The following is a 23996-nucleotide window of genomic DNA, read 5'->3' as shown; positions in this document are numbered from 1 at the left end:
CTGTTGCATCGGTCTAAAACATAGTGTTTAATGTCGGTTATGACTGATGCTGAACTTATTCAACACTATGGCGGTGCCTCAAAGCTGGCCGAACTGCTTGGCTATGACTTGCGTGCTGGAGGCGCTCAGCGCGTGCACAACTGGATTGAGCGAGGCATTCCTCCACGAGTGAAGCTCGATCATCCAAAGTTATTTTTGGGTGTGTCTGTTAAAAAAGCTCGCAATCCCCGCCTTGAGCCCAAGGAAACAGCATGCAGGCCGGCCTCCCAGCAAAAGGGGGCGGCATGCAATCAAGGTTGAACGCTTTTTTCCACAGGGCAAAGGTTCTCTGGCGTCCAGCTTCCACGTGGAAGCGCAAGCGTGTGAAGTGCAGATGCAGGGCAAACGAGTTTTCTGCCGGGTTTCTTTTGCGTACCCATTTGAAGGCTCAACGTCGAGTACTGATCGGCCTCGAAACATGTTGCACACAGGTAGGGCGGGTGCCGCACTCTATGTTCATCTGGCTTTGCGGCGTAGACAACGCAATGGCCGCCCGCAACAAGAACTCTTTCATAGTCGGTGTACTCCTGGCGCGTACGTTCAACACGTTTCAGGCGATCGGCAAGTTCCGACTTTTCTTTCTTGTGCCGCGCAAGCTCTTCGTTGAGCACTGCTTGATCGCGCTGCAATGCAAGAAGTGTGCCCTGCACATCAATCAGGAGTCCAAGGAGTTCGGAGGTCGCTGTTCTGATCTTGACGGCATCTCTCTCCGCGACAAGCCCTTCGGTAATTGTTTTCGCGCCAGTGATGGCTGTGAGAGCAAGACTGATTTCACTGAGCATGGGAGCCCTTTCGATAGAAATTTGCGTGTTGAGGAACCTGCATTTTCTGTTGAAACGGGCGCCCGCCCTACCAAGGAGGCTGCAAGCAATGCATAAAACCGCCGCTGACGACAAATGGCCTTCCAAGGAAGAGTTGGCCGAATTTAACCGCCAGATAGACGCTGTCCTTGAGCAACTTGAAGGCCTCTCTTTGGCGAGAGCCGAGTCAGTGCTCGATAGTGCGCGCAACTTGCTCGCCAAGGAGCGTGGCCGTGTCCTAAGCGAGCAGCGATTCAGCTTTTCTCGGCTAAATCGCCCTGGAAGTGGGGATAGGCCTTGATCAATCCTCGAATTTTTTCTTGCATTACCGCCATATGTCCGCCCAGTTGGTCGGCGTATGCGTACCGATCCTTTGGGTCTGTCTCGGCAATGTTCAGTTTGCTGCGTATTTCCTGCAGCTCTATGAAGTTGGCTATGCACAGCATCTTGATTTCGCGTAGCTCTTCTAGCAATTGTTTTTCCATGTCTACCCCTCCTGGGGATGGTTGTGTAGGAGCTTCCATTCTGCCCCAGGAGGTGGTGGGCACCCGTAATCGAGAGGCTGCTGTCAATGGCTGAGCAAGACACTCCCGATGCAATCCACATTGACGACTGCGCCGCCCACTTCGGGAGGCACTGCAACTGCGGCAAGTTGCTTGCAGCGCTTGCTGATCTCAATCCCGCGTCAGTTCCAGATAGCACGCCGAATCGACGCGGCGTGCTGGTACTTGCCACCTTTGTGCTGGGCACTGCAGTCATTTGGGTCTGTGCATGACCAAAAGTCCAAAGAACCCCCGTTACCAAATCCAGGCGCGTGCTTACGCGCAAGGCCTTTGTGCCCTTGGAGTCTATGAATTTGAAATTTTTATGAAGGTGTCTTGCCATGTCTGAAGTTTCTCAAGACTTGCGTGAAAGCGCACGCAAGATCGAAACCACTTTGCGCAACGCTCTTGCAGACATGGGCCAAGCCCGTGTAGCTGACAAGATGAACACGTCCGAGTCCACGATTTCGCGTTTGAAGAACGAAAACATTGAAAACATTGCCCTTTTTATTGCCGCGCTGAACCTGAATATTTTGGGTAAAGACCACTTCGTCATCAGCAAAACTGACTTGCAGGTCTTGCGCCATGCCGCTGCCCGTGGAATTCCACATATGGGAGGCTCGGTATGACAGGGCAAGCAGTTTCAGTGGCGGTGGCCACTATGAGCAGCCGCGAAATAGCCGAACTGGTTGAAGCGCGGCACAACGATGTTGTGGCCACTATCGAGCGTTTGTTTGAAAAGGGTCTTTTACGATCAAGTCGTAAAACTCGCCGCGAGGATACGGGAGGACGCCCGATTGAGGTTTACGACCTGATTGAGCGCGACACCCACCTGGTGGTGTCTGGCTATAGCGACGAACACCGCGCGCGGGTGATTGATCGCTGGCAAGAACTGGAGGCCCAGCAAGCACCAAGCCTGCCCAAGACGATGGCCCAGGCGCTGCGCCTGGCAGCAGACCAAGCTGAGCAGATTGAGCAACAGGCCGAGCAATTAGCGCTGGCCGCGCCCAAGGTCGAATATGTCGACCGCTACGTTGCCGCAAACGGCGCCAAGGGCTTCCGGCAGGTTGCCAAGCTGCTGAATGCAAACGAGCACGAATTCCGTGCCTGGTTGCAGGACGAAAAAATCATGTACCGCTTAGGTGGAGAGTGGGCTGCGTACCAAAACCACATCGACGCTGGCCGCTTTGTTGTCAAGGCTGGCGTGGCCAGCCAGAACGACCATGCTTTCAACGCCACCAGATTCACGCCCAAAGGGGTTAACTGGGTTGCTGGTGAATGGGGCAAGTATCAAGCCGCAAAAGCGCAGGCAAGTGGGGTGCAATCGTGAGTTTATCCCTTTCACTTGCAAACGTTGGCCGAGCGCTGGCGTACTACCCAAAGCTGTCCAAGTTCTTTGGCAGCATCAATTCGTCCATCTTTTTCACTCAGTTGCATTACTGGCAAAGCCGCAATGACGACGAGCGTGGTGTGTTCAAAAGCTCAGAGGAATGGACAGAGGAAACAGGCCTTTCATACCGCGAGCAAGCGACCGCGCGCAAACATTTGGCCAAGCTGGGTTTTTTGAAAGAAACCCACAAACGCCTGCAGCACCGCATCTATTTCAAGCTGGATCTGGAAGCTGTCGATGCCGCGTTCGAGGCATGGACGAAAGCGCAATTCCCGAACGACGAAAGCGCAATTGGGGAAATGCGCCAAACGCAGTTCGCGGGCAACGCCAAACGCAGTTCGCCGTGCGACAAAAACGCAGTTCGCGGAGCGACAAAAGCGCAATTGGATAACAAAGATAGATTACTGAATGAGATTACTGCAAAGACTACTGCAGAGATTTATTCACCCCCACGTCGTGAACGACGAGAGGGTGACCCCGTTGATGGGGTTGTCACAACTGCTGAGCCAGTAAATCCTTCGGCGCCGTCAGCAGCGCCCGAATCGCAGGCCGCCATGGTTATCACTGCGCCGAACGGCACGGTCTACGAAATCCCCGGTGAGCTGCGCTACCCCGGCGATGGTGCCAAAACTCACAAGGCTTGGATTGCATACGCGCTGGCCTACCAGCGCCGCTACCACAGCTGGCCAATCTGGAACGCAACCGTAGCGGGCCAAATGGCCCGGTTGGTTGACCGGCTTGGCGTGGACCGTGCGCCGCGTGTCGCGGTTCACTACGTGCGCCGCGTGAACGAGGAGTTCATCGTGAAGCAAATGCACCCGGTGAAGCTGCTGCTGGCCGACGCCGAGAAGTGGGCCACGCAATGCGAGACGGGGCAGTCGATGACCAGCACTCGCGCCCAGCAGATCGACCAAACCCAATCGAACTTTGACGCCGCCGGAGAAGCGGTGGCCATCATGCGTGCGAACCGTGCGCAGCAACAAGGAGGGACCACGGCATGACCAACCCGCAAAACACTGAGGCCATGGATGTGTGGCTGGTGCAGCAACTGATCGGCACTGCTGAGCTGCTGGGCCAGCAACTGAGCCCAACAGCTGCAGCGATGCTGGCCACCGACCTGAGCAGCTACCCGCAACAGGTCGTCGCTCACGCATTGAGCCGTGTGCGCGCCGAGCACGCAGGGCGATTGACTGCCAAGGCCATTCTCGACCGCATTGATGACGCAGTTGGCCGCCCCACAGCGCACGAGGCCTGGGCTATCGCGCTGACTTCGCTCGACGAGCGCAACACGGTGGTCTGGACAAACGAAATGGCCGACGCCTGGCTGGTGGCGAGCCCACTGGCCAAGGCCAATGACAATTTTGGTGCCCGCAATGCGTTTGTGTCGGCCTATGAGCGCATCGTGCGCGCTGCGAAAGAAGCCAAAGCCCTGCCGGTGGTCACTGTCTCGATTGGCTGGGATGCCCAGTGCCGCAACCCGGCTATCGAGAGAGCGCTTTCGCTGGGCTACATCACACCCGAGCGCGCCGCACAAGAGATTGATCCTGCATTGCCCGCACCCACGTTCAACCCCGTCGCCTTGCTGACTGGCCGGATTGAGCCCGAAAGCACGATGCCACCAGACACACGCGAGCGATTCGCTGCTATGCGCAAAGAGTTGAATGAGAGTGCCCGCAGGCATGAAGCCAAAAAGGAAGCTGAGCGTAAACGCGCGGCAGACGAGCTGAACCAGAAAAAGGCTGAAGCGCAGCGGCGGGCAGACGAGTGCATGGCCGCAGAACAGTCCACAGGAGGTGAGTCATGGGCCTGATTCTCGGGATTGATCCAGGCGCTGCCACCGGTGTTGCTGCGTACGACAGCGGCAAGCTGGTGGAGCTCCTGACCATTGAGCCGTTCCAGCTTGAACGTTTCTTGCGCGAACGCGCTGTTGCTTCGCCGAGCGTGTTGTTCGAGGACAGCCGTTTGGAAACAAGGCTCTGGAATGCCAGGCAGAAGGGCGCATATGGCGCGGCCCTAGCCACTGCGCGCAGTGTTGGGCAGGTCGATGCGTGGTGCTCCTTGATCGCTTCGCTTTGCGCTGACATGGGCATTCCCGCCCATGGCGTTAGCCCAACAGTCAAAGGTGCCAAGGTCGCCGCGCCGGCATTTGGCCGCATCACCGGCTGGACAAAGCGGTGCAACCAGCACGAGCGCGACGCAGCAATGGTGGCGTGGAAGTTTCGCAATTCAGTTGCTTTGAAGGGGCGCACATGCTGAATCGCACCAAGCCCATGAATCCCGGCACCAAGGGGCTGAAACGGTCCGGCTTCGCGCGCAAGTCATTCAGCTTTGGCGACTCTATGAGAGTGGCCGACCGCGAAACGCGACTTGCGGAAAATGCAATGCGCGCCACACAGTCCGCGGAATTCACTGCCCGTTTCAACGAGAAGAACGGGATCAGGGTGCTGGCCAAAGCCGCAAGGCCTGGGCTCGCTTTTGAGGTGCTTGCCTCAATATCGAAGGAGAAGCCGCTACGAAGTGAGCCATACCGCCGCTTAGTGGCTGCGCTCCCATGCGCCTTCTGCGGAGTTCATGGCTATAGCCAGCATGCCCACGAGAATGACGGTAAGGGTATGGGCCTGAAAGTCGATGACCGCCGTGCCATGCCGCTGTGCTGCACGCGCCCAGGCATTGAGGGATGCCACGCCGCATTTGACCAATACCGACTTGTCCCAGGTGGACGGTCTGCACATATCGAGCTTGGCCACGAAATGGCCAGGCAAACAAGAGATCAAATTAGGGAGGTTGGGCACTGGCCAGCGAAGGTGCCGCAATGGCAGGAAGGAGAGGGCAATGCAGACTGAGATTCAGGAAAAGTCACTCTTGGGTGAAGGCAGGCCGAACAAGCCAGCGCCAGCAACATCCATTCAGCGCGTGCTTGATGCCTGCATTGCGCTTTCAAACGCAGAGCAGAATATCACGGCAGACAATGTGGTCGACCTGACTGGGCTTAAAAGGGACAAGGTGCAGTACATGCTCAAGGATCTCAAGACCCGAGGTGACCTACATTCATCCACCCGTGGTGTTTACACCCTGGTGGAAAGTCACCCCGAAGCGCGCGCAATCAGCCTGACAATTGCATGCAACGGGATGACAAAGGTTGAAATCGGTGACGAGATTCTGGAGGTGACACCAGCAGAGGCTAGACAAATTGCAATGCTGTTCGCTGGCAGGGCAACCGAGGCCGCCGTTATTGAATCAAGCCGGGCGCATATGCTGCTGGCCACCGAGTTATCAGCGCAGGTTGAGAAGCTGAAAAAAGACGTGGCTGCATTGAGGCAGGTGCAGGATAAAAGGCAAATGGCTTTGGGTTTATGAGGATGCAGGTACGCTGGGCACGGACCTGCTTCAGATTGCTTTGCATTACACAGAGCTCTGGATGCAAAAGATTTACCCTTATCCATTAAAAGCGACTGACAAAAGTTGACCCAAAGTAGGCATCCAAACTGCTAACGGTGGAGTTTATTGGGCGACGCTGTTGGCGTCGCCCAATAAACGGCTTGTTATGCTTTTTTATGCAGGACTGCAACGAACGCGTACTCAGGAAATACAGCTCTATATTCTGTTTCAGTGATCTCAAGGTTTGCAATTAACTCTGGCTCGCCGTTGTAGCCTTGCTTTTCTAGATCTGGACGTATTTTAATAAGTTCGCTTTCAAGCGAATTTTGCAAGTGCTTCAGGAATTTGTGCTGCTTATCAATTCTTATGACTGATTTGACGTTATGGCCAGAAGATACCATTCCGCCCCCGATTGGGGCGTAGACGGTTCCATCTGTAACTTCCACGAATGAATTGGCATGCTTGCTTCTTAATATCTTTCTTTCTTTGTCCGTTGCATAATATGCAAGCTTTGCATGATTAATAATGTAGTGTTTAATTATGGAGGGCCAATTTCTGTGAATTATTTCAACTATATCGCTATTTGTCCATTCGCCATGTTGGTAGATGTTTATTACATAAAAACAGTTATCGGTAACAAAGGCAAATAGTAGCGGGCCGGTTCTTTTAATGAACTCTCCATCTAATTCTGCTCCTAGGTGAAAGTGATAAATTCCCCAGTCATTAAGCATTAGGTCTGTACTATCAATACGATCAACTAGCTTGCTTAGATGCGGTGTAATATCACATCCATTTTTGATTTTTGCTTGTATCTTTGACCACCCGCTTGCAACTTCGGGGGGGCATTGAAAAACATCTGATATTTCTATGTTTCTTTTTCGCTGATCAATGCGGCGGGATTCAGCATTAAAGTAGGCGAGTGGCAAATCTTTATCATTAATTTGGCTAACATCAAAGCCCCAGTGATTAGTAAGTATTTCCTTTAAATATTCATGCCAGTCTTTAATAAAGTTGGCTTTTAATTTCATTTTCATTACCTCTGGTTGGGGGATGTAACTGGATCTAGGGAAGCTCTGCAAAACTCCCTGTTTTGGTCTGAGCGCGGTCTCAGGCGATCCACTGTGTTGTCTTTTTCGCCAATAGCTACAGCTGTTGCCTTTAAAAGACGCCTTGCGGCTCATCCTGATACCGCATTAATCCCAGCAACGAGGGTTTTGCAGAGCTTCCCTAGATGACGTGAAAAATGCTAGTCGTTCTTATAGAAGTAAATCTACCCGCAATAATGAGATTGAGCTTGTTTTGAGTCCTCAAAGACCAATAATGGAAGGACTGCTCATGGCCGATTTCAGCCACTCAGAATGCAACTATAAGATACTTTTGAATCAAAAAAACAATCCACGTAGATAATTGCCAGCGAGTCAACTTGTATGAGTGAAGATGAGCGTTGCGCACTTCATCGCTTTGGGCGATCCCCGCATAGGGTTTTGATTACCCTGGCACCCCAAAGACACTGGTGGAATGGGGAAAAATCAATCAGACACATCACCACAAAAGCCTGTTGCGGACTGGGAGCGCATCGAGCTAGACTACCGCGCCGGCATCAAAAGCCTACGCGAGATTGCTGAAGGCTCTGGCGTCAGCCACGTCACTATCAGCAAACGTGCAAAGCGGGATGGGTGGACTCGAGACCTTGCTTCAAAGATCCAGGCCAAGGCAGATGAGCTGGTTAACAAGGCATTGGTTAACAACTCGGTTAACAGCGCTAGCCCTGTTAACGAAAGAAAGACCGTCGAGGATGTTGGCCAGCTAATCGCCACGGTCAAGCTATCCCACCAAGCCGATATTCGCCGCACACGCAAGATCGTCAACGCCCTTTTTGATGAGCTAGAACAACAGACCGACCCAGAGACAGTTGCACTCATGCAAGACCTGGGCGATCTCATGCGCACGCCAGATGAACGTGGCATGGATCGCATGAACGACCTGTACCAAAAGATCATCAGCCTGCCTGAGCGGTCCAAGACAGCAAAGGTGCTGGGCGAGACTTTACGCATTGCAATCGACCTAGAGCGGCAGGCATTCAACATGGATGCCAAAGAGCAGGCGCAGCCAGGCCAACCTGGCTTTGTGCCCCTCTCTGTGGCAGTGGCCTTTGTTGATCCGCCAAAGCGGCCAGCCGAGGATGACGACGAATGAGCACTGCAGCTGGGCAAGCGCCATTCCCTTTATTGCAGCTGCCCGCCAAGCTGGCTGGTATCTGGGAGCCGCGCCGCTACAAGGTAATGCATGGTGGACGCGGCGGTGGTAAATCGTGGTCAGTGGCCGGCGTGCTGTTACTCATGGCGGCGCAGCGGCCGCTTCGCATTCTTTGCGCGCGGGAGATTCAGAAGTCGATTAAGCAGTCTGTGCACCAGTTGCTGCAGGATCAAATCTCACGGCTTGGTTTGAGCGGATTCTATGAGGTCCTGGAGACAGAGATACGCGGCGCGAACGGCTCGCTCTTTCTGTTTTCAGGCCTGCAGTCGCACACGGTCGATTCGATCAAGTCGTTTGAGGGCTGCGACATCGTTTGGGTGGAAGAGGCGCACGGCGTGAGCAAGCGCAGTTGGAACGTGCTAATTCCAACGATCCGCAAGCCTGGCTCAGAAATCTGGCTCACGCTCAACCCAGACATGGAGACCGACGAAACCTACGTGCGTTTCGTAGCGGCACCGGGCGATGACACTTGGTGCGTAGAAATCAATTGGCGCGATAACCCGTGGTTCCCAGAGGTGTTGAACCAAGAGCGCTTGAAGGCCAAGCGCAGCATGCTGGCCGACGACTATGCGCATATCTGGGAAGGCAAGGCCCGCACGGTTGCCGAAGGCGCGATCTACAGGCATGAGATTGCCGCCTTGGCGCTCGATGGCCGCGTGATGCCTGTGCCATACGATCCAACGCTGCCCGTGCACACCGTATGGGACTTGGGTTGGAACGATGCCATGACGATTGGCTTTGTGCAGCGCGGACCCCAGGATGTGCGCCTGATCGACTACATCGAGGACAGCCACCGCACGCTGGATTGGTATGTGGCCCAGATTGAGAAAAGGCCGTTTCGCTGGGGCACTGACTTCTTGCCGCATGACGGCCGCACTCGCAATTTCCAGACGGGCAAGAGCACCGAAGAGCAATTGCAGGCGATGGGCAGAAATCCGGTAGTACTTGCCCAAACCAGTGTGGAAGAGGGCATCAAGGCAGCGCGCATGGTGTTCCCCCGCTGCTATTTCGATCAGCGCAAGACGGTGCGTCTGTTGGAGTGCCTGAAGCGGTACCGGCGCGCAATTCACACAAAGACGGATGAGCCCATGGCGCCGCTGCATGACGAATTCAGCCACGGTGCAGACATGTTTCGCTACCTTGGCCAGGCCGTGCCATTGATGGTGAACGCAACCTACGAATACAAAGAGGCCCCTGAGCCAGATTGGCAGGACTGATATGGACACTACAGACAATATCAACAGCTTGGTGGATGAAGTGCGCGACGGCGCGGATGAGCCGCTTACGCTGCAGGAGTTTCAGAGCATTGTTCGTGAGGCCATCAATCAGCCGCCATGGCGCGCGCAGGCCGACCGTGAGGCAGACTATGCCGACGGCAATCAGCTCGATTCGGATCTGCTGCGCAGGCAGAAGGCCTTGGGCATTCCGCCAGCCAAGGAGAACAAAATCACGCCAGCCATCCGCGCGGTCTGTGGCTATGAGGCCAAGACACGCACGGATTGGCGCGTAACACCCGATGGCGACCCTGGTGGGCAAGATGTGGCTGATGCGCTCAATTACCGGCTCAACCAGGCGGAGCGCCATGCCAAGGCGGATCGCGCGTTGTCGGAGGCCTTCAAGTCCATGATCGTGACTGGCGTGGGCTGGGTTGAAGTGGCAAGCGCGCAGAACAGTATCCAGTTCCCATACAAATGCCGCCACGTTCACCGCAATGAGGTGTTCTGGGACATGCATGCGCAAGAGCCAGACCTCAGCGATGCGCGCTGGCTGTACCGCCGCCGCTGGGTGGAGCGGCAAAGGGCTGCGCAGTTGTTTCCAGAGCATGCGCCTATCATCCTGCGATCGCTTGAGAAGTGGATTGCAGGCCATGCCGGCGAGATGCTGGAAGGCGATCTGTCGACTGGCTTGTTGAATGCGGCGAACGCGGAGCGCGCATGGACTGCGACAGAGGACAGTTGGTACAACGACGAAAATGAAACCATCGCCATCACTGAGGTCTGGTACCGGCGCTGGGTGCGCACCACGATTCTGCGCATGCCCGATGGCCGCGCGGTTGAATACGACCAGGCCAACGAGCTGCACCAGGTGGCCGTGACCACTGGCCGGGGTAGGCTGGTTGAGGAATTGATGGGCCGCGTGCGCCAGGCATTCTGGATGGGCCCGCACCAGTTGGTGGACCGGCCAAGCCCATACCCGCACTGCCACTTCCCTTATGTGCCGGTTTGGGGCTATCGGGAGGACATGACCGGCGTGCCCTACGGCCTGGTGCGTGACATGATCTTTCCCCAGGATAACCTCAACAGCAGCATCAGCAAACTGCGCTGGGGAATGTCGGCTACCCGTACAGAACGCACCAAGGGAGCGGTGGCCATGTCGGATGAGCAATTCCGCAGGCAGGTTTCAAGGGTTGACGCTGACATCGTGCTGGACGAGGTGCATATGGCCAAGCAGGGCGCGCGGTTTGAGGTCAAGCGCGACTTCCAGCTCAACGACCAGCAATTTCAGCTGATGCAGGACTCGCGCCAATCAATCGAGGGCGTTTCAGGCATAACGCCAGCATTCCAGGGGCAGAAGGGAACGGCGCGCAGTGGGTTGCAGGAGCAAACGCAACTGGAGCAGTCCGAGATCTCAATTGCCGACTTGATGGATAGCTTCAAGGATGCCCGCACCCAGGTTGGCGAGCTGCTCATGGCGCTCATCATTGCTGACATGGGCAAGGAAGAAACCACCATCGTCATCGAGGGCGATGTGTTGAATCCGCCGCGCACAGTGGTGATCAATGCCCCCGAGGTCGACCCGCACACTGGCGTTGCCTATCGCAGCAACGACATCAAGCGCACTCGGCTCAAAGTCGCACTAGAGGATGTGCCATCTTCAAGCGGATTCCGTGCGCAGCAGCTCAATGCGCTGTCTGAGTCGATCAAGTCGCTGCCAGCGCAAATGCAGCAGGTCATGATGCCGTTCATGGTGGATTTGATGGATCTGCCGCGCAAAAAGCAGGTGGTCGAGGCGATCCAGCAGGCCAATGGCCAGGCGGATCCAGAGCAGGTGCGCGAGCAGGTCAAACAGGAGCTGATGTACGAGCTCAAAGAGCGGGAGCTGTCGGTCAAGGAGCGGATGGCGGACGCGCAGATCGAGAAGTTGGTGCGCGAAGCGGTTCAGGTCGGTGTCACAAGCGCATTCGCAGCGATGCAAACTGGAGAGAAGATCGCCTTAAACCCATTGGTGGCGCCAATCGGCGATGTAGTAATGAAGCAGGCAGGTTGGCAACCACCCAATCCAGCCGGACAAGACCCGAACTATCCAGTACCACCACAGTCCGTGAGCGTGGAGCAGCCAGGTGGGGTGCCAGGCGACACTAGTCCAACAACGCCGCAACTTCCATTACAGGCTGATAGCGCTGCTGCAGGGGCAAATCAAGGCATTGAAACGCTGCGCGCTGACTAAACAATGCGAGTCCAAAGAAGCGTGAAATCCGCTTGGGCTTTAGCCATCTTTGATTATTGAGGAGTCGCAATGAGCGAAATGGAAGACACGGCTTCAAAAAAATGCTCTAAGTGTCAACAAGAAAAACCGAGGTCAGCATTTTATAAATGCATTGCCTGTTTAGATGGCTTGCGAGGTGAATGCAAGCCATGCGTTGCTGCAAAGCAGAAGCTGTACAACAAGGAAAATGCGGAACAAATCTCGACCCAGAAAAAAGAGCGTTATTGGGAGGATCCAGAAAAGCGCCGGGCGATTGCTAGGAAATATGCTGCAGAAAATGTAGAAGCTGCGCGAGCAAGAGCTAAAGCACGGTATTGGGCTAATCGAGATCGTTTGCTTGCGGATGCGAAGGCTTATGTGGAGGTCAACCGCGAGCGCGTGAATCAGCAAAGGGCTCAGTACAGGCTTGTCAATCGAAATGAACTTCGTCAGCGATCTCGGTTGTTTTACCGGGTGAACAAGGAGCGATTGCAGCCAGGTCGCAAAGCTGCAAAAGCTATGCGTCGAGGTGCTGAAGGAGTCGTGACAAAGGCTATTGTTGAGGGGCTCTTGAAAAGGCAGCGGTCAAGGTGTGTGGCCTGTCTATGTGATGTGCGGCGATCTGGCTATCACCTGGATCACATCACGCCTCTTTCAAAAGGCGGCACCAACGCGGCATCCAATCTTCAAATCCTTTGCCCGCCATGCAACCTAAGCAAGAGCGCAAAGCATCCTGTCGATTTCATGCAAGAGCGCGGTTGGTTGATTTAGCCAGCACCGCCCATCAATGCTACTCGTCCAAAGAATAATTTTTATCTATTTGCCCAATGCAATTTCTTCAGTTGATCGGTTAATGTGCCAATGTTGAAAACCTTCGGGGAAGTTTTCGAAGTTGTTTGGAACATAGAAGTATCCTGCAGCAACAAGCTCACCATCTGAGGCGTGATCAAATTCTTTCCATACGCATTGATCTCTTAGGTCACCCGTTTGAAGAAAAATGGGGTCTGAAGTATCGCTGTGGGGGTTTATGGACAGGCTGTCATACTTGGTGCTATTGCCACATCCTTGAACATCAATGCCGTAAGCATCCTGTCTTATCTTGGGACAAGCATTTTCAGGGTAGTTGATACAAATGCCTAAGTCGAGATAAACATACCTGCCAACGTTTTTTCTTAAAAATGTTTCCAATTCAAGAACGTCCGACTCTTTAGCTATAAGTGTTTGCAGCTGTTCTGGGGCTTTTTTCTCAAGGTTAAGCATTGACGGGAAAAATACTGCTATTAGCCCAACTGTAGACGCCAACAATCCAAAAGTACCTGCAGCAACTGAGGCTATGGTTTTAAGTTTCATTTAGTGTTTCTTAATGTTGCATTGGTATCGAATGATATAGCAATGCCTGATCGCTTTGCCACATCCCCGCTTAGGGTTTGAATGGTCTGAACAAAATTAAGACACTCTGATTCAAGCAAAGCGCGGCAGCGTGACGTGAACCGCTACCTCTGTGAGGTTGCATATCCCATAGCAGGAGAGTGAACAGCAGGCGCTGCAGCCCTTGCTGTTTGCTCAATTGCACACCGGCTGGCTGGATGGCCATATGGAGTGAATACATGAGTTTGTCACCGCAAGAAGCAGCGGCATTGTTGGCGCAAGCAGAGCTTGGCGATTTGTCTGAGGGTCAGGATTTGGATGAATCCGAGCAAGGCAATGAAGCCAATAACGGCGGCGAAAACGAAGCGGCTGAGGCGGCCGCTAGTGCACCCGAAAAGCAGGACACGGCGAAAAACGGCTTGCCGGATGGCGAGCAAGTAGCGCCAATTGCCAGTAGATCTGGTGCATACACGATCCCCTATGAAAAGCTGACCGAAGCGCGTGATGCAGCAAAAACTGCGCAAGAGCGGATCGATCAGTTGGAGCGTGAATTGCAGGAGTTGCGCAGCAAGCCAGCGGATGCGGCAAGCGCCAGCCAAAACCTGCAGACCGCGCAAGAGGCTATTGAGCAAGGCGTTGATGTTTCTATCTTTGGTGATTTCTCGGAAGAGGGGCTTGCCAAAGGTGTGCAGACATTGATGGCCAAAGAGCGCGCATTGTTGCTGGCCGAAATCCAAGCAAATCAGAAGCAAACAGAACTCGCAGAGCAGTCGCGCACAGCGGAGCAGGCGCACTTCGACGCGATTTTTAGCAAGCATCCTGATGCGTCGGAGGTGTACCAATCTGAGCAATTCAGTGCATGGATTGCCACATTGCCGCCTTTTGCCGCGCAAGGTGTCCAGCATGCATTGCAGTCGGGTACAGCAACCCAAGTGAACGAAGTTCTGGATGCATTCAAAGGCCAGGCCAGTGCAAGCGCTGCACAGCCAGCCAAAGTCGCCAAAGCACCGGAGGTGCAGCGGTATACCCCAGCTTCTTTGTCCGAAGTGGCTGGAGCGCCACCGAAGGATGAAACCCAGCAGGTCTTGGAGAGCGCGGGCAACCCGTCTGCGCTGCTCGACCGAATGCATGGGATGACGCCAGAGCAAATTGATAGTTTGCTCGACAAGATTTAACACCATGTGCAGTCGCAAATGGCTGCCATCCCTATAGCAGGAGGACATCATGTCCGGTAAAACTCAAACATCGCGCGCTAATGCTATGTTCGTGCAGGCAGCAGGCCTGTTCGCACAAAGCATGCAGCGCAATTCGACACTGGCGCGTCTGTCTGGCCCCATGCCAAAGGGCGAGGCTGGTGCGGCAGAGAATATCCGCAAACAAACCACCGCTGACTTGCCAATTGTGCGCAGCGTGGATTTGACCCGTGGTGCTGGTGATGAAGTGAGATTCCACTTTGTTCAGCCAGTGGGCGCATACCCGATCATGGGCAGCAAGATGGCAGAAGGCAAGGGCGTTGGCATCAAGCATGACAACAGCCGTGTGCGTGTGGATCAAGCCCGCTTTCCGGTGGACTTGGGCGACACCATGGATGAGCTGCGCTCGCCTGTGCAGGTTCGCAAGATTGGCCGTCCAATTGCGCAAAGCCTGATGGACAGCTACCAGGATCAAGCCCTCTTGACCCACTTGGCTGGCGCGCGCGGTTTCCACGACAACATCGAGTGGCGCGTGCCGACCGAGAAGCATGCCGACTTTGCTGAAATCGTTGTCAACCCTGTGTTGGCGCCAACCAAGAACCGCCATTACATTGCTGGCGGCTCCAATGGCATTGGTGGCTTTGGCGTGAATGCCGGTGAAGTGACGTTGCAGTCTACCGACGAGCTGGACATGGATACGGTTGATTCGGTGCGCGCCATGATCGAAACCATTCCATTGCCGCCGCCTGCAGTGAAGGTGCCAGGTGATGTGGTGGCCAACGATTCGCCGCTGCGCGTGATGCTGGTCTCCCCAGACCAGTACAGCTCGTTCAGCCGCTCGAAGGATTTCCGCGCCATACAGGCCAATGCGCTGGCCCGCGCCTCCAAAGCCAAGCAGCACCCGCTGTTCCTGGGCGAGTGTGGCCTGTGGAATGGCATCTTGCTGATGAAGATGCCAAAGCCGATTCGCTTCTATGCGGGCAATGAGATTCGCTTTTGCGCGGACTACGCAAGTGCAAACGAGTCCATCGCCCGAGTGCCTGAGGCATTCGGCACGACCCACGCGATTGATCGTGCAGTGCTGTTGGGCGGTCAAGCCTTGGCTCACGCATTTGGCCGTTCCAAGCACGGCGGCATGCCGTACTTCTGGAAAGAGAAGACCTTTGACCACGACGACAAGGAAGAGCTGTTGATCGGCGCTATCCACGGCGTGCAGAAATTGCGCTGGTTGGTTGAGCAGGGCGGTGGCGTCAAGCACTTCACTGACCATGGCGTGATTGCCATCGATACGGCTGTGCGTATTTCTGCGCAAGCGTGATGCACGGGGCTTCGGCCCCTGTCTCTCATTTCAATTTATTCGGAGGCCAAGAGATGGCAAAAGTAACGAAGAAGCAGGCGCACCGCAATGCGCTGGGCTCAACCCCTTGGGGTAATTTGTCCGCGCTGCGTTTTGTCTTGGAGACAAATGCAGCAGGCGCGGCATTGGATGCAAGCAGCGATGCGCCCCTGGCAATTGGTGATGTGGTGGTGCTGGGGCAGATCCCAGCAGGCTTTCGTGTTGTCGACAGTGCAGTCATTGTCAGCGAGGGCATGACGGCCACGATTACCGGCGATCTGGGCTTTGCCTACAACGATGGCGTGGATTCCGCCACCGTTCCGCAAGATGCCGTGTATTTTGGCGCGGGCTTGAATCTCGCAACTGCAGCGCATTTGCGCAAAGCGACCAGCAAGGGCTCGGTGCTGCTGCCCAAAGATGCTGACTTGACCCTCAAGGTCAATGTGGCCGCAAATGCCAAGGCATCCAAGATCGAGGTGATTGTTTACGCAATCGCTGAAGGTGTGGCCACAGCCCAGTAAACCAGACCGGCGCTGGAGCAGCCATTGCCCCAGCGCCGGTATTCATGGAGCCAAGATGCAGGTTTTGAAACTCAAATATTCGGGCCGCAAGGTCTATACGGATCGCACGCACATGGCACAAACCTGGTTGCCTGGCGACGTGAAGGCCGTAACAGGCGATGCTGGTAAAGAGCTGCTGCGCTTTGTGGAATTCAAAATTCACAAAGATGCGGTAGCCCAGACGCCCGTGGACGAGCCAGTGCTGGCGCAAACCGGAGCAGCAGATGCGGCAAAGGTGTTGCTGGCCCAAGATCAACAGGCCCAAGAGGCAGAGGCAGAGCACCAGGCGCTGGAGTCTACGTTGACCCTTTTGGACAGCATGGACAAGGCCGGCCTAGAAGCCTATGCCGCCAAGTACGAGGTGAACCTAGACAAGCGCAAGAGCTTGGCTGATTTGCGTGAGCAAGTTGGCACTCTGGTTGAGCAGTTCGGGGCTCGCTAATGAACCTCAAAGAGTTGATCCGCAGGTTTCGCACGTTGGCCAGTGATAAGGCTGAGCCATTTTTCTGGAGCGATGGCGAGCTAACGGATTGGTTTAACGATGCACAAGAGCAGGCCTGCATGCGCGGGCGCTTGCTTCGAGATGACGCCACCAGTGCGGTGGTGCAAATTGCGCTTGAGCCTGCGCAGCACACATACCCATTGCATGAGTCTGTGTACGAGATCATTTCGATCACGCTGCGCGGTCGCAGCGGCACGCGCGCAATCACGATCAAGTCGCGCGAGTGGCTGGACGAATACAGCCAAGATTGGCGCGACGAGCAAGAGCGGCCAGCTGTCTGGGCAATCCAAGACGAGACATCGCTGCGCATTGTTGGGCGGATCGAAGAGGGGGACGTGTTGCACCTCGATGTGTACCGCCTGCCGCTGGAGCTTCTTTCCCTTAGCACGGATGAGCCAGAGATCCACAAGGCCAGCCATGTGCACTTGCTCGATTGGGTGCTGCACCAAGCCTACAGCGTTCCCGACACGGAAGCCTTTGACCCACAGCGCTCGGCATTGGCTGAGCAGAAATTCACAAGCTACTTTGGCGAATTGCCAGACAGCGACATGCGGCGCATGACCCGAGAGGATGTGCCGCACCACAACAGAGCAATCCTTCCATAGGACAGAGTATGTACGGACTCAAGCCAAGACCAAAAGCAACCCCTGCAGAACAACCACGGCTTGGCCTCAAGTCTTTTCGCAATGGCGGCCCAATTCGCGGGCCAGGCACGGGCACTTCTGACAGCATCCAAACGACGATGCCAGAGGGCAGCTATGTGATGCCCGCAGACTCTTCCCTGGCGCTGGGCCATGAAAACCTCATGCAGATGGGGAATAGCCAAAGCGGTGTGCCTGTTGCCGTGAGCAACGGCGAGCATGAACTGCCGCCCGAGCAGGTGCATGCTATTGGCGTCCAGGCGCTGGACCAAATTAAAGCAGCCACTCACCAGCCAGTCGGCGGTTTGCCTGGACAACAGCCGCAAGAGCCGCAGCGTTATTTTGCCAATGGCGGGCAAGTTGGTGGCTTTGGCCTCTTGCGGCGCGCTACTGGTGGCGTTGTGTCTGAGGATGAGCGCCAAAGACAAAATACAGGTGTTGCCGGCGCACCAGGTGTGCAGCGCACGGGTAGCAGCTATTCAGATGCGCCACGGGCACCAGCTGCACAGCAGAGCACGCAGCCAGCAGCACCCCAACAAGCGCCCGCCAATAATGCTCCTCGCGGCTTTGGTATCCAACGCTCCGGTAACAGCTTCTCGGATGCGCCAAAGCCAGCAGCTGCAGAGCCCCGGCTTGGAATGCCATCATGGGAAGGGCGTCAAAGCTTTCCTGCCACGCACCAGCGCGCTGCAGCACCGGCGCCGCAAACACCGACGACAAGCCTTGCAGACCAAATTCCCAATGAAACACGATTGAAGGCACCAGTAACGCAGCCTGCTGGAGCGTCTGCGCTGGGCGCACAAGCTCAGGCAGACCGGCAGGCGGTTGGCGGAGTCGTGAATAAGGTGAAGGGGTGGGGCGCTGATGCGGGCGCAGCAGTTGCGGATGCAGCCACAATGATTCCACGCGGCCTTGCTGGCGCTTATGACTCTGCTGTGATTCGACCAATGCGCGCAGCAGGATTCAATGCAGCATATCTCAGCCCAGCGCTTACGCCCGCTGGTGCCGACGTGTCGAGCCCGACACCATTCTCAGATCTACGAAGCCAGGCAAAGCAGTCTGCAGAGCAAACCCAGGCCGTTAGTACTGCTGCACCACAAGCGCCTGCGGCAAATAGCAATGCACGTGGCCTTGGCCCTTTACGCGAACCACAGCTCGGGCTGCAGAATATAGATCAACAGGCAAATCGAGCTATTGGCTTTCCCTCAATTGAAGGATTGGGAAGTCCGGCCGCAACAGCTCGAGCTGCTCAGCAGGGCACAGAAGTGGCGCTAGGTGCGTACCGGCACGGTCGCGGCCAGTACAGCGACGATCCAAATGGCATGAACTTGCCGCGCGGACTTGGCAGTCCATCAACGACAGCCCAAGCGGCGGCTGAGGCGGGCGCATATCGTGGAAATGGCCGAGGCTTGCCGGGATATACGGCACCAGCTGGCGCGGCGGCCGCAGAACAGCCATCAGGATTTGGTTTCGGCGGCACCATGGTCGTGGATGCAGGACCTTTCTCTGCGGAGCAGCGCGCATCGCGCGAGCGGCGCATGGACATGAACCATGCACGCTGGGCGGCGCAAGACCTGCAGCGCTTTGGCCGTGGCGTGTCTGGTCGCTCTGCTGCAGGCGTGATGACAGCTGGCCTGGGAAATGTAGGAGAAGAGCGCAGGCAGAATGCGCGAATCGCAGCAGAGCAGGCCACAGGGGAAACAGAGCGCGAAGCACGCAGGCAACTGGCTGTAGCGCAAGAAGCAGGCCAGAATCAGCGTGCAGCTCTGGCGCAAGCCGGCGCCAATCAGCGCGATGCAGACGCGAATGCAGTGCAGCGCGAGCGCCTGGGGTTGGAGCGTGATGGCCAGGCCTATGAGCAGCAACGCAACCAGCCAGCACTTGAGCGTGAGCAAGCTATTGCAGGGTTGCAGCAAGAATTGCTGGCAGAGGGTACGGCAGAGAAGCGGCGCGGGCAGATTGCAGAGCGTTTGCGCACTTTGACGGGGCAGCAGGATGGCAGCGATTGGCGTGTGCAAGTGACACCTCAGACCAAGAACGCTGATGGTTCAACCACTGAGGGAAGTGTGATCCGTTACAACCAGAGGTCAGGGCAGGTTGAGAGAGTTGAGGGTGCTGAGCAGATTGCTGACGCCCCAGCAAACCCAAAGGATAGGGTGGTTGGAAGGACTTACCGTGGTGGAAACGGAACCGTTGCAACTTGGAATGGAAAGCAGTGGAGCGTCATGCCATAGTGCTTTTAAAACGCAACTTTTGATTTTTCGCCATTACTGCGACGAGTATGGGGTGCTTCAGTTCGTGAACATTGCCCAAGCGACTATTTTTTGATGAAGCCTTGGACAGAGCAATTTAAAGTTGCTGAAACTTACCTGAAAGTCGCCAAGGAACTTCCATTGCAACGCCTTCGACGTTGTTGGCCAGTTCAACAATCTTAGGCCACCAAAGAATAAATTGGGCTGTTTTTTCCCAATAAGGGTAGGAGGACCAAGACTTTTGAAGCACGAACACAGAGATGCCGCTGGCTTTCAGCGCTAAGCGCTCGCCGCCTTGTTTTTTGCGGAATTTGTCCTGGGAAATGATTGCCCAGTTTTTTTCATGGCCAAGCTGTTCAATCCAAACTAGGTCGTCAGTGCTGGCTGGGAACATTGCCCTTAGATGAGTAACAGTCTGAACATGGCCGTCACTAAACTGGTTTCGACTGCATCCAGAGACGCATTCAGCCCAGTTTGGTGGCAGGTTGTTATCCAGAAAGAACTTCAATGCCTTGTCCGCTTCAAATTTTCTTCAAAAAGGACGGCTGACTCAACAGCTTTGATGGGCACTTCATAGGTGCGCGCTGTTTGCTGAATCGCGGCAGGAGACTGGCCTTCAGCTAAGTAAGAGTCGAACAGAATCTTGGTTGGCGTGCCAGTGCTCTCAACAATTGGACTGCCAAATTGTCTCGAAGGATTGAGCACGATTGGAGAGCGTTTGCCTTCTGGGTACCACTTAGATGCAATGTCGCCAGCATATTCAATACCATCGTAGAGAGAGTTGTTGATGATTGCCTTGAAGGCAAATTGCTTCGTCTTCAGGTCCAGCAGGGCGTCTTCCTTGATCGCCCGCTCAACTTCTTCAGCAAAAATGGTTTTGCCATCCGTTTTGAAGCGGCCAGACGTAAAAGGGAACTCAAGTGAGTACAGCTCTCGAGCATGTTCCATGCAGCGGCGAACGACAACCAATGGGATGCCATGAGCAACAAAGGCATCAACAAAACGAGCTTCGAGTAGATCGTGGAACCCAATGACTGGAGAGGAAAACTCTTCACTACTTAACTGCGGCTCCCATAAAGGAGCGGAAAACGCACGCACCGATTCATCGCCATATTTTTTCGAGTAGCCATACCCGAAGAACCAGCGATTCAGCTTCTGAGCAGGCACGCCAATGAGGCGAGATGCTTCAGGAAGTGTATAGATGCCTGTGCCGTTGTACATACAGTTAAGTTTAGCACTTTGGGCTATGAATTGCGTGACCTCTTGGGCACATATCAAGGCGATTCACGCAATGAATTGGTTTGACGTTTAAAGGTCAATCAAACTGACCATTAATCGATTGTTTCACTGGTGACATGCGAGCATGATGCACGCATGCAAGCCCCAACAATCCCCCTCAAAGTATTGCCCGGTGACCCACTGCCGTTGCCGATGTTCTCAAGCGTGCCAGCGGGGTTCCCAAGCCCTGCAGACGACTTTTTGCACAAGCACATCGACATCGGTGCTGAGCTGGTGAAGCATCCGCAAGCGACGTATCTGCTGCGCATTGCGGGCACATCAATGCGTGATGCAGGTATCTTTGACGGTGACATTGTTGTCATCGACAAGGCAGTCGAGCCCAAGCACGGGCATATCGTGATTGCTGTGGTCGACGGCGAATTCACATGCAAGCAGCTGTTCCGAAAGGGTAGCCTGACAAAGCTGCTGCCCGCGAATCCTGACTATCCAGAGATCATCTTTTCTGATGGTCAGACCCTAGAAGTCTGGGGAGTCGTTACGTCGACCATTAAACAGTTCCAGGTGTAGCCATGTTTGCGCTTGTCGACGGCAATAACTTTTACTGCAGCTGCGAGCGAGTTTTTCAGCCGCGCTTGCAGGGACGGCCGATGGTCGTGCTGTCGAACAACGACGGGTGCGCTATCGCCCGTAGCGATGAATCCAAGCAACTCGGCATCAAAATGGGAGCGCCATTCTTTCAGATTAAAGACCTTGAGCGCACGGCGGGCCTGGTGGCGCTTTCGGCCAACTTCACGCTGTACGGAGACATGAGCGCCCGCATGATGTCTCTCGCAGCAGAGATGGGGCCCGAGCAAGAAATCTATTCGATTGATGAATCATTCATCGGCCTGGCCGGTGTGCGCAAGACTGAGATTACGCAGCGCGCCTGGGACACAAGGACCAAAATTCTGCAGTGGACCGGAATACCCACATGTGTCGGAATCGGTTCGACAAAGACTCTAGCCAAGCTGGCCAATTACATCGCAAAGACCACGGATCGTAAGCCGGGCAGCTACCCTGTGCGGTTAGGGAAAGTGTGTAATCTGGTCGACCTCAACGACCGTCAGCGCCGCTTGCTCTATGAAAACACTGCGATAGGTGAAGTCTGGGGCATTGGCCGGCGCATCAGCAAGCAGCTTGAAAGCTCGGGCGTTGAGACGATCTGGCAATTCATGCAGTTGGACGCCGGTACCGTGCGCAGTCGGTGGAGCGTCGTGCTCGAGCGCACGTGGCGCGAGCTTCATGGGCAGTCATGCATCAGTATCGAAGAAGCAGCTGCAAAAAAGGAGATCGCACACACGCGGAGCTTCGGCCATCCAGTGACTGAAATCACTGAGCTTGCAAGCGCAATCACTGAGTTTGCAACTCGCGCGGCGGCCAAGGCTCGCAAGCAAAACAGCAACGTCGGGCAAGTCCTCGTGTTTGCGCGCACAAGTCCATTTAGAGTTAAAGACACGCAGTATTCGCGTTCAATCGTCGTGCCTCTTTCGAGGCCTTGCGCAGACACACTGCAGATCACAAGCGCCGCGCTCGCTGGCCTGAAGCGCCTCTACAAACCAGGCATCAATTACTGCAAGGCGGGAGTGATGCTGCTGGACCTGCAAGATGCGGCCATTCACCAGAGCGAGCTGGGTCTGTTTGACATTGAGGACGCAGAGAAATCGAAGCGACTCATGAAAGCGATCGACGCCGTGACCGATCGATTTGGCCACGGTTCGATTCAGCTTGGCGCGGCATTGTTGGGCAAAAAGAAATGGGAGAAGCGGCAAGAGCGCAGGACGCCGCATTACACGACGTCGCTTGCTGAGGTTGCTATAGCAAGGGCGTAATTGTCGCATCCCTGACGATACTATTAGCATTTCCCGCTGGCCGTTATTTCGAGCAAGAGAGGTTCTGCAAGAGCTTCGCGAAGCGCTCAAAGCGGCCAAGAAGCCTGTATCGCAAGGAGCCCAGCAATGAAAATTTCTCTGCACAAGATGGCACGCACGACCCCAGCAGTGCGTGCCGAGATTGCCGCCAGTACAGAAACCGATGCAGCCTTAGCTAGGCGTTTTGGCATCACCGTAGTGACTGTGCGCAAGTGGAGAGGGCGCGATTCATTTGAGGATCGCAGCCATACTGCCCACCGACTTCAAACGGTGATGAACCATGGGCAAGAAATGATTGCAGTGCATCTGCGTAAAACCTTGCTGCTGCCACTCGATGACCTATTGGCGGTGATGCGCGAATTCGTCTGCCCAGACGTCTCTCGCTCAGGACTCGATCGCTGTTTGCGCCGCCATGGGGTTGGTAATCTGCGTGAACTGCTTCCCAAGGCACCAAAACCAGCAGCAAAGAAATTTAAGGCCTATGAGCCTGGCTTTGTCCATATCGACGTCAAATACCTGCCTCAGATGCAAGACGAGAGCAGCAGAAGCTACCTCTTTGTGGCTATTGACAGGGCCACAAGGTGGGTGTTCGTGCAGATCAAGAAGAGCAAGACCGCAGCCAATGCCAAGGCATTTCTGCAGGCACTGAACAAAGCCTGCCCGCTGCACATTCAGAAGATCCTGACTGACAACGGCAAAGAATTCACAGACAGATTGTTTTCCAGCAAGAAAGGCCAAAACGGCAGAGAGCCTACTGGCGAGCACGAGTTTGATCAGCTTTGCCAGCAGCTTGGCATTGAGCATCGCCTCACGCTGTGCGTTCACCACAAACGAACGGCATGGTCGAGCGTTTTAATGGCAGGATCAGTGAAGTGCTCAAGAGCCATCACTTTCATGACAGCGAAGATTTGGCCTCAACGCTGCAGCGTTATGTATACCTCTACAACCAGCAATTCCCGCAGTCAGCACTCGGGGCAATCACCCCCATGCAGGCGATGAAGGATTGGTACAAAAAGAAGCCTGAATTATTTAAAAACAAACCTCATGATCGTCGGGGACTTGACACGTAATTTTAAAATTTAAGAGCAACCAAAATTTATTAATCCGAGGTGAAGAATAATATGTTGG

At 55.0% G+C, this 23996-nt stretch carries 26 protein-coding genes and 1 pseudogene; 20 read left to right on the top strand and 7 right to left on the bottom strand.

What is annotated here, in order from left to right; all coding sequences use genetic code 11:
* Nucleotides 1–39: 39 nt before the first annotated feature.
* Nucleotides 40–300, top strand: coding sequence for a hypothetical protein (locus E8K88_RS02710; RefSeq protein ID WP_136405098.1), 261 nt, complete (start codon nt 40–42; stop codon nt 298–300).
* Here E8K88_RS02710 and E8K88_RS02705 read toward each other — a convergent pair.
* Together E8K88_RS02705 and E8K88_RS02700 are read right to left on the bottom strand one after the other, a co-directional pair.
* Entirely contained in the window at nt 291–821 is a 531-nt protein-coding gene (locus E8K88_RS02705; RefSeq protein WP_136405097.1) for a DUF4337 domain-containing protein, read from the bottom strand. The two genes, E8K88_RS02710 and E8K88_RS02705, sit on opposite strands and share 10 nt — an antisense overlap.
* Nucleotides 822–1093: 272 nt before the next feature.
* Nucleotides 1094–1324, bottom strand: a complete 231-nt coding sequence (locus tag E8K88_RS02700) for a hypothetical protein (protein ID WP_136405096.1) — start codon at nt 1322–1324, stop codon at nt 1094–1096.
* 398 nt (nt 1325–1722) lie between these two features.
* On the opposite strand from E8K88_RS02700, the gene E8K88_RS02695 reads away from it, so the two are divergent.
* From E8K88_RS02695 to E8K88_RS02675, 5 genes are read left to right on the top strand one after another with little or no spacing between them, the layout of a single operon-like run.
* Entirely contained in the window at nt 1723–2010 is a 288-nt protein-coding gene (locus E8K88_RS02695) for a CII family transcriptional regulator (RefSeq protein WP_136405095.1), read from the top strand.
* The gene (locus E8K88_RS02690) at nt 2007–2711 is read left to right on the top strand and encodes a phage antirepressor KilAC domain-containing protein (RefSeq protein WP_205880005.1); all 705 of its coding nucleotides are present in this window, start codon (nt 2007–2009) and stop codon (nt 2709–2711) included. The genes E8K88_RS02695 and E8K88_RS02690 overlap by 4 nt, the downstream gene beginning before the upstream one ends.
* Nucleotides 2708–3772 carry a hypothetical protein gene (locus tag E8K88_RS02685; RefSeq protein WP_136405094.1) on the top strand — a complete coding sequence of 355 codons (1065 nt, stop codon included), beginning with the start codon at nt 2708–2710 and terminating at the stop codon, nt 3770–3772. Before E8K88_RS02690 ends, E8K88_RS02685 begins: the two co-directional genes overlap by 4 nt.
* Nucleotides 3769–4581, top strand: coding sequence for a hypothetical protein (locus E8K88_RS02680; protein WP_240754282.1), 813 nt, complete (start codon nt 3769–3771; stop codon nt 4579–4581). Before E8K88_RS02685 ends, E8K88_RS02680 begins: the two co-directional genes overlap by 4 nt.
* Nucleotides 4572–5027 (top strand): hypothetical protein, encoded by a 456-nt coding sequence (locus E8K88_RS02675; RefSeq protein ID WP_136405093.1) that lies wholly within the window; start codon nt 4572–4574, stop codon nt 5025–5027. Before E8K88_RS02680 ends, E8K88_RS02675 begins: the two co-directional genes overlap by 10 nt.
* A 278-nt stretch (nt 5028–5305) precedes the next feature.
* Here the strand turns inward: E8K88_RS02675 and E8K88_RS17980 are convergent, their stop codons facing one another.
* Nucleotides 5306–5533: a hypothetical protein gene (locus tag E8K88_RS17980; RefSeq protein ID WP_168797228.1), complete on the bottom strand. Its 228-nt coding sequence runs from the start codon at nt 5531–5533 to the stop codon at nt 5306–5308.
* A gap of 70 nt (nt 5534–5603) precedes the next feature.
* Between E8K88_RS17980 and E8K88_RS02665 the strand changes: the two genes are divergently transcribed.
* Entirely contained in the window at nt 5604–6128 is a 525-nt protein-coding gene (locus tag E8K88_RS02665; RefSeq protein WP_136405091.1) for a hypothetical protein, read from the top strand.
* Between the two features lie 185 nt (nt 6129–6313).
* On the opposite strand, the gene E8K88_RS02660 is transcribed toward E8K88_RS02665, so the two are convergent.
* A complete protein-coding gene (locus tag E8K88_RS02660; RefSeq protein ID WP_136405090.1) occupies nt 6314–7183 on the bottom strand; it encodes a hypothetical protein in 870 nt (289 codons plus the stop codon).
* Nucleotides 7184–7667: 484 nt separating this feature from the next.
* On the opposite strand from E8K88_RS02660, the gene E8K88_RS02655 reads away from it, so the two are divergent.
* From E8K88_RS02655 to E8K88_RS02640, 4 genes are all read left to right on the top strand, one after another.
* Nucleotides 7668–8345, top strand: coding sequence for a hypothetical protein (locus tag E8K88_RS02655; RefSeq protein ID WP_136405089.1), 678 nt, complete (start codon nt 7668–7670; stop codon nt 8343–8345).
* Nucleotides 8342–9622 (top strand): PBSX family phage terminase large subunit, encoded by a 1281-nt coding sequence (locus tag E8K88_RS02650; RefSeq protein ID WP_136405088.1) that lies wholly within the window; start codon nt 8342–8344, stop codon nt 9620–9622. Before E8K88_RS02655 ends, E8K88_RS02650 begins: the two co-directional genes overlap by 4 nt.
* 1 nt (nt 9623) lies before the next feature.
* Nucleotides 9624–11852 carry a portal protein gene (locus E8K88_RS02645; RefSeq protein WP_136405087.1) on the top strand — a complete coding sequence of 743 codons (2229 nt, stop codon included), beginning with the start codon at nt 9624–9626 and terminating at the stop codon, nt 11850–11852.
* Between the two features lie 69 nt (nt 11853–11921).
* Nucleotides 11922–12641, top strand: a complete 720-nt coding sequence (locus tag E8K88_RS02640; RefSeq protein ID WP_136405086.1) for an HNH endonuclease — start codon at nt 11922–11924, stop codon at nt 12639–12641.
* A gap of 45 nt (nt 12642–12686) precedes the next feature.
* Here E8K88_RS02640 and E8K88_RS02635 read toward each other — a convergent pair whose 3' ends face one another.
* Nucleotides 12687–13220 carry a hypothetical protein gene (locus E8K88_RS02635; protein WP_136405085.1) on the bottom strand — a complete coding sequence of 178 codons (534 nt, stop codon included), beginning with the start codon at nt 13218–13220 and terminating at the stop codon, nt 12687–12689.
* A 257-nt stretch (nt 13221–13477) separates the two neighbouring features.
* On the opposite strand from E8K88_RS02635, the gene E8K88_RS02630 reads away from it, so the two are divergent.
* The 6 genes from E8K88_RS02630 to E8K88_RS02605 are packed head-to-tail and all read left to right on the top strand — an operon-like array spanning nt 13478 to nt 19704.
* Nucleotides 13478–14413 carry a hypothetical protein gene (locus E8K88_RS02630; RefSeq protein WP_136405084.1) on the top strand — a complete coding sequence of 312 codons (936 nt, stop codon included), beginning with the start codon at nt 13478–13480 and terminating at the stop codon, nt 14411–14413.
* Between the two features lie 49 nt (nt 14414–14462).
* Nucleotides 14463–15749, top strand: coding sequence for a phage capsid family protein (locus E8K88_RS02625; RefSeq protein WP_136405083.1), 1287 nt, complete (start codon nt 14463–14465; stop codon nt 15747–15749).
* 53 nt (nt 15750–15802) lie between these two features.
* Complete coding sequence (locus E8K88_RS02620; protein ID WP_136405082.1) at nt 15803–16288, top strand: hypothetical protein; 486 nt, start codon at nt 15803–15805, stop codon at nt 16286–16288.
* Nucleotides 16289–16343: 55 nt separating this feature from the next.
* Nucleotides 16344–16769, top strand: a complete 426-nt coding sequence (locus tag E8K88_RS02615) for a hypothetical protein (protein ID WP_136405081.1) — start codon at nt 16344–16346, stop codon at nt 16767–16769.
* A complete protein-coding gene (locus E8K88_RS02610; RefSeq protein WP_136405080.1) occupies nt 16769–17434 on the top strand; it encodes a phage adaptor protein in 666 nt (221 codons plus the stop codon). The genes E8K88_RS02615 and E8K88_RS02610 overlap by 1 nt, the downstream gene beginning before the upstream one ends.
* 8 nt (nt 17435–17442) lie before the next feature.
* The gene (locus E8K88_RS02605) at nt 17443–19704 is read left to right on the top strand and encodes a coiled-coil domain-containing protein (RefSeq protein WP_136405079.1); all 2262 of its coding nucleotides are present in this window, start codon (nt 17443–17445) and stop codon (nt 19702–19704) included.
* 115 nt (nt 19705–19819) lie between these two features.
* Here E8K88_RS02605 and E8K88_RS02600 read toward each other — a convergent pair whose 3' ends face one another.
* Both E8K88_RS02600 and E8K88_RS02595 read right to left on the bottom strand, forming a co-directional pair.
* Nucleotides 19820–20230 (bottom strand): PIN-like domain-containing protein, encoded by a 411-nt coding sequence (locus tag E8K88_RS02600; protein ID WP_136405078.1) that lies wholly within the window; start codon nt 20228–20230, stop codon nt 19820–19822.
* Nucleotides 20227–20943 (bottom strand): DUF433 domain-containing protein, encoded by a 717-nt coding sequence (locus E8K88_RS02595; RefSeq protein WP_136405077.1) that lies wholly within the window; start codon nt 20941–20943, stop codon nt 20227–20229. The genes E8K88_RS02600 and E8K88_RS02595 overlap by 4 nt, the downstream gene beginning before the upstream one ends.
* A gap of 153 nt (nt 20944–21096) precedes the next feature.
* On the opposite strand from E8K88_RS02595, the gene E8K88_RS02590 reads away from it, so the two are divergent.
* The 3 genes and pseudogenes from E8K88_RS02590 to E8K88_RS02580 all read left to right on the top strand — a co-directional run bounded on the left by E8K88_RS02590 (nt 21097) and on the right by E8K88_RS02580 (nt 23938).
* Nucleotides 21097–21528 carry a LexA family protein gene (locus E8K88_RS02590; protein WP_136405076.1) on the top strand — a complete coding sequence of 144 codons (432 nt, stop codon included), beginning with the start codon at nt 21097–21099 and terminating at the stop codon, nt 21526–21528.
* A 2-nt stretch (nt 21529–21530) separates the two neighbouring features.
* Nucleotides 21531–22829: a Y-family DNA polymerase gene (locus tag E8K88_RS02585; RefSeq protein ID WP_136405075.1), complete on the top strand. Its 1299-nt coding sequence runs from the start codon at nt 21531–21533 to the stop codon at nt 22827–22829.
* Nucleotides 22830–22955: 126 nt separating this feature from the next.
* Nucleotides 22956–23938: pseudogene (locus E8K88_RS02580) on the top strand (IS481 family transposase).
* Nucleotides 23939–23996: the final 58 nt, after the last annotated feature.

This window comes from Lampropedia aestuarii, assembly GCF_004803635.1.
Lineage (GTDB): Bacteria > Pseudomonadota > Gammaproteobacteria > Burkholderiales > Burkholderiaceae_C > Lampropedia > Lampropedia aestuarii.
The sequence above is the reverse complement of the archived record's forward strand: the minus strand, read 5'-3'. Positions and strand labels throughout refer to the sequence as shown.